A 4,171-nucleotide genomic window follows, 5' to 3' on the forward strand; every position below is an offset into this window, starting at 1 on the left:
GTAGCGGAACACGGAGACAGCGAATGCCAGCACGCACGACCCACTCGGCGGTCTCGGGGGTGAGAGTCCAAGGCTTGCTCGTCAGCAGGCGCCGCAGGTCGGTCCGGCGTGCGGCCTGCGGGGGCGCAGCTCCCACGATCGCCTCCCACTGAGCGGTATCATGCCAGTGGGTATCGTCGGGGGTGTCAAGAGCGTGCAGGAATCGCTCGACCAGCTGCGGCCAGCCGGGCGCTCCCCACCAATGGGTACACGCCAGGCCGTCGTGCGCCGCGGCCCGCCAGAAGGCGTAGCCCACCCCGTCGTTTTCGACGGACGCCACGAAGCCGCCCATCACCCGGTCGGCATGGTCGCTGTACTCGTCGAGGTCGAGCCCGGCGAGTTCCGCGAGCGTCGCTCCGGTCGCCAGACGCCTGAAAGGGTTCACCAATCATCGCCAGATCCGCACCGCGAGCGAGCCGACGTCCTACACGTCGAGGATCTCCCACGTCGAGAGCCGCTGACGTGGGCCGAGCCCCAGCTCACGACACCAACGGCGGATGATCTACCGGACAGGCCAGCTGGTGTGGGCGTTGATCCGCAGCATGTCACCGTCGTCCAGCCGCCCCTCGCTGTGCCAGTCCTCGAGGGGGCTGTTACGCCAGGCACTGTTGACAAAACCGAGCGCCGCGAGATCGAGAACAGATCCAGGATCGTCCGGGTCGATCCGCACCTGGTACTGCAGCATCGCTCGCACCAGGGCCTGCTCGCCCTGCCGGGATACCGAGCGCGTGGACGTATCGGCCGAGGTGTGGTCAGTGTCCTTGGCCGAGACGTTCGGTGCGTTCATGACTTAGGCTTGCGCGTGCCGAGGCCAAGGATCCGGGCAGGGATGCCATGTTCCTGGCAGATAGATATCAGGCCAGGCCCATCGATGAGGTGCAGGGGCTTGCCGTTGGCGAAGTTCGCGCTAGTAGGGCCATATCCAGACGTGGTAATCATGATCCCCAGGGTTGCGCCCTCGTCGACCATCGTGCCGTACAGCTCACGGACGTGGCCCGGCTTCACCGTCCTCGTGTATAGCTTTGCCTGAACCGCGATCTTCATCGGCGCGACAGGATCACGCTTATAGGCCATGCAGTCAACGCCTCCGTCGTGACTCGATCGAAACTGATCCGTCTCGTAACCCATCTTAGTGAACAGGTTCTGGACGAATGATTCGAACTCCGAATGAGTAAGATCGAGCAGGTTCGGCCGCTGGTCGAGGCTGGAGATTACGTCGATGGCTTCTATGACGCGCGGGTCTGCCCTGCTGAACGGCATCACCGGCTCGATAGCCTTGAGCTCCTCGGGGTGCGGGGAGATGGCTGCGAAGAAGTGTCGCTTGATGGAGGCGACCGGATCGAACCGTGGCTCGGTGATCACGAGTTCGTCGAATTTTTCTCTGGTCGCACGCATCGAGATGAGTGGCGGCCTGATTTTGCGGCCTGTGGCCGGGTCGACGGTGTCGACGTGGCCGTTGAAGACGACAGTGCTGACCGCGCTCTCCGGGGCTACCGCGAACACCTCGCGGATCGTGCGCACAGCAACCTGGGCGATCACGGAGTTGTAAAGGCGTTGCGCGTCCGACGGGGGACGGTCGACAGGCTCCACAGCCTTGCGCGTCTTTACATGCCGGAATAGCTTGTACTCTGGGACGATGTCGAAGGTCGGCAGAAACCACTCGACTGCCACGAGCGATGATTCTGGCACGTAACCAACGTGTCGTTCGGTGGGGAAATGAGTTGGATAGGGAGAGTCGTCAAGTATCATTTGCAGGTATTCGCTGACAGCAAATCGGTCGTGCGCGCGAAGGCCCACAGAAATCTCGTCGATATGCGCGTTGTGGGCCTCAGTTTTACGTTTCGCGCCGGCAGCCTTCTTGTCCCATACGGACTGAGCTTCTACGAGCTTGCGCCGTCTCGTGGCCTCCTGTTGCTGATGAGCGGCCCTGGCCGTGGCGAACGCATTCTCGGCCTCGTCCTGCAAAATCTGATACCGGCGGGCGCCGCCAAGTATCCGCGTCAGCCCGTTTGGTGGCTTTGGCGCGAAGTCCGACCATTCAGGCTCGGGAATTTGATCCGCCAGCGAGCCTAGATTCAACGGCGGAACCTTGGCTGTAATCTTCAGAGAATCAAGGCTGATGCGCGGATCCCGTTCGAGCGATGACCGCAGGAGATTCTCCAATTCAAGTACACGTCGGTTGATCGCCTCGGTGTTCGCGGCGGCTTCCTCATCGCGTCCCACCGCCTCAGCGGCAATGCGGTCCTTCTCTGCCTTCCGCTCGCGCTGCTCGCGTTCCCGCTGAGCCGCGCGTTCGGCAGCGATCCACTCCCTATACGAGCCACCCGACGGACCCGAGCTGCGCGCCATCACCCACCCGTAGACGGCTAGCGATCGACTACATACTGCAACTGGCTACAGCTAGAGGCTAACTTGTCTACGTATCGACTGCAACATGCCTGCCGAAATCGGTGGCCAGTAGATCGCGACCGAGTAACAGGTCGTTTCAGAATGATCCTTTGAGTTTCCGCAGGCAGATGGTCGAGCAGGCGAGGCTGAGGAACGTCTGATGGATCTCGACGCGGCGTTCCCAGCGGGTGCGTAGCCGGCGGAACTGGTGCAGCCGGCGAACGTCCGCTCGACCGGCCAGCGCTGGCGGCCCAGGCCGCTGCCGTGCGGCTTCCCGCGGCGGGCGATGATCGGGGTGATCCCGCGGGCGGACAGCTGCCGCCGGTACTTCACGCGGTCGTAGGCCCGGTCGGCAAGCAGGTAGCGGGGGCGGCGGCGTGGCCGTCCCCGGCGGCCGCGGATCGCAGGGATCGCCTCGACGAGCCCGATGAGCTGGGTGACGTCGTGACGGTTCCCGCCGGTCACGACCGGCTGACGCTTGATCGATACCCAAAGGCGGACGGTCGTAAAATGGCATCTGCACAGATCGGCAGTGTATGTCCTGGACCGTCCGCCGTTTTAGCATCACGGTCGGTTGCTACATAGCGATCTTCAAGCGACCTAATTGATCTCAACGGAGAAACAAAAGGCCTTGTCAGGTGTGGTGGGCAGGGGCGGGGTCGAACCGCCGACCTTCCGCTTTTCAGTGCCACGGCTACTTCGAGATGACCATCAAACCCGGTGCCGACCCCTTCGACGTCGCCCGGACCGCGGTCACGATCCCCACCGACGCGGTGTTCGTCGAAGCGCTCGGGGACGTTGGCGTCGTCTTGGTGTTCCGCGCGATCCCCGGCACGGCGTTTCCGGCAACTCGCCCATCGCACGGGCCTGGTCCGGCCGGTGGCTGGGTGCCCGACATCGCCCCGTACCGAAGGGTTCCCGCGCAGACCCGGCCGTTCTGATCGGTGGTCGCGGCCGGTTTCCCGGCAGATCCTTGCGGCTCTCAGAAGAGCGGGTTATCCACGCTCGACGAACTCGAAAGCGAGGCTCGCCCCGATGGCGAAGCGGATCAACGGTGAGGGCACCTACCACCAGCGTCAGGATGGGCGCTGGGAGGGCGCAGCCTACGTGCTGATTCCCGATGGAACGTACAAGCGGCGCCGGGTCTACGGGAAGACGGACGAGGAGGTTCGGCAGAAGCTGACCGATCTCAAGGCGAATTCTGATCAGGGTATTCCGACGGAGGCGACGGGTTGGACAGTCGGGCGGTTCCTGACTTACTGGCTTGAGCAGATCGTGAAGCCGGCATGCAAGCCGAGGACGTACCAGGGTTACGAAGTGGTCGTCCGGGTGCACCTGGTTCCGGCGCTCGGCAAGAAGAAGCTGAACAAGCTGACCGGGGCCGACGTGAGGCTGTTCCTCCGGCGGCTGGAGAACATGTGTCTGTGCTGCATCCACAAGACGGACCAGAAGCGGGCCGAGGGTGAGCGACGGTGCTGTGCGGTTGGCCGGTGCTGCAAGTCGTTGCCGTCCGTCCGTCTGCGGCAGCAGGCGCACGCCGTGCTCCGCAATGCGTTGGAGGCGGCGGTACGGGAGGAACGGGCGTATGCCGGGTCGGATTGGGTTGAGACGGGCCACGTCTTCACGAGCGTGATTGGAACGCCGATCGAGCCGGACAACCTCCGGCGGAGCTGGTACCCACTACGTGAGAAGATCGGCGCCGAGGGCGTTCGTTTTCATGATCTCCGTCATACTTGCGTGACCT

The 4,171-nt window shown here is 63.6% G+C and carries 4 protein-coding genes and 2 pseudogenes; 2 read left to right on the top strand and 4 right to left on the bottom strand.

Features of this window, described 5'->3' with window-relative positions; genetic code table 11:
• From U9977_RS26055 to U9977_RS26070, 4 genes and pseudogenes are all read right to left on the bottom strand, one after another.
• A pseudogene (locus tag U9977_RS26055) lies at positions 1-424 on the bottom strand (hypothetical protein); the annotation flags it as partial.
• 117 nt (positions 425-541) lie between these two features.
• Positions 542-826, bottom strand: coding sequence for a hypothetical protein (locus U9977_RS26060; RefSeq protein WP_322751926.1), 285 nt, complete (start codon positions 824-826; stop codon positions 542-544).
• A complete protein-coding gene (locus U9977_RS26065) occupies positions 823-2,388 on the bottom strand; it encodes a restriction endonuclease (protein ID WP_322751927.1) in 1,566 nt (521 codons plus the stop codon). The genes U9977_RS26060 and U9977_RS26065 overlap by 4 nt, the downstream gene beginning before the upstream one ends.
• A 136-nt stretch (positions 2,389-2,524) precedes the next feature.
• A pseudogene (locus U9977_RS26070) lies at positions 2,525-2,892 on the bottom strand (transposase); the annotation flags it as partial.
• A gap of 239 nt (positions 2,893-3,131) precedes the next feature.
• Between U9977_RS26070 and U9977_RS26075 the strand changes: the two are divergent.
• Together U9977_RS26075 and U9977_RS26080 are read left to right on the top strand one after the other, a co-directional pair.
• Positions 3,132-3,368 carry a hypothetical protein gene (locus U9977_RS26075; protein WP_322751928.1) on the top strand — a complete coding sequence of 79 codons (237 nt, stop codon included), beginning with the start codon at positions 3,132-3,134 and terminating at the stop codon, positions 3,366-3,368.
• Between the two features lie 94 nt (positions 3,369-3,462).
• A partial coding sequence (locus U9977_RS26080; protein ID WP_322751929.1) for a site-specific integrase occupies positions 3,463-4,171 on the top strand: 709 nt, incomplete at its 3' end.

This window comes from Protofrankia sp. Cas8 (genome assembly GCF_963555845.1).
GTDB lineage: Bacteria > Actinomycetota > Actinomycetes > Frankiales > Frankiaceae > Protofrankia.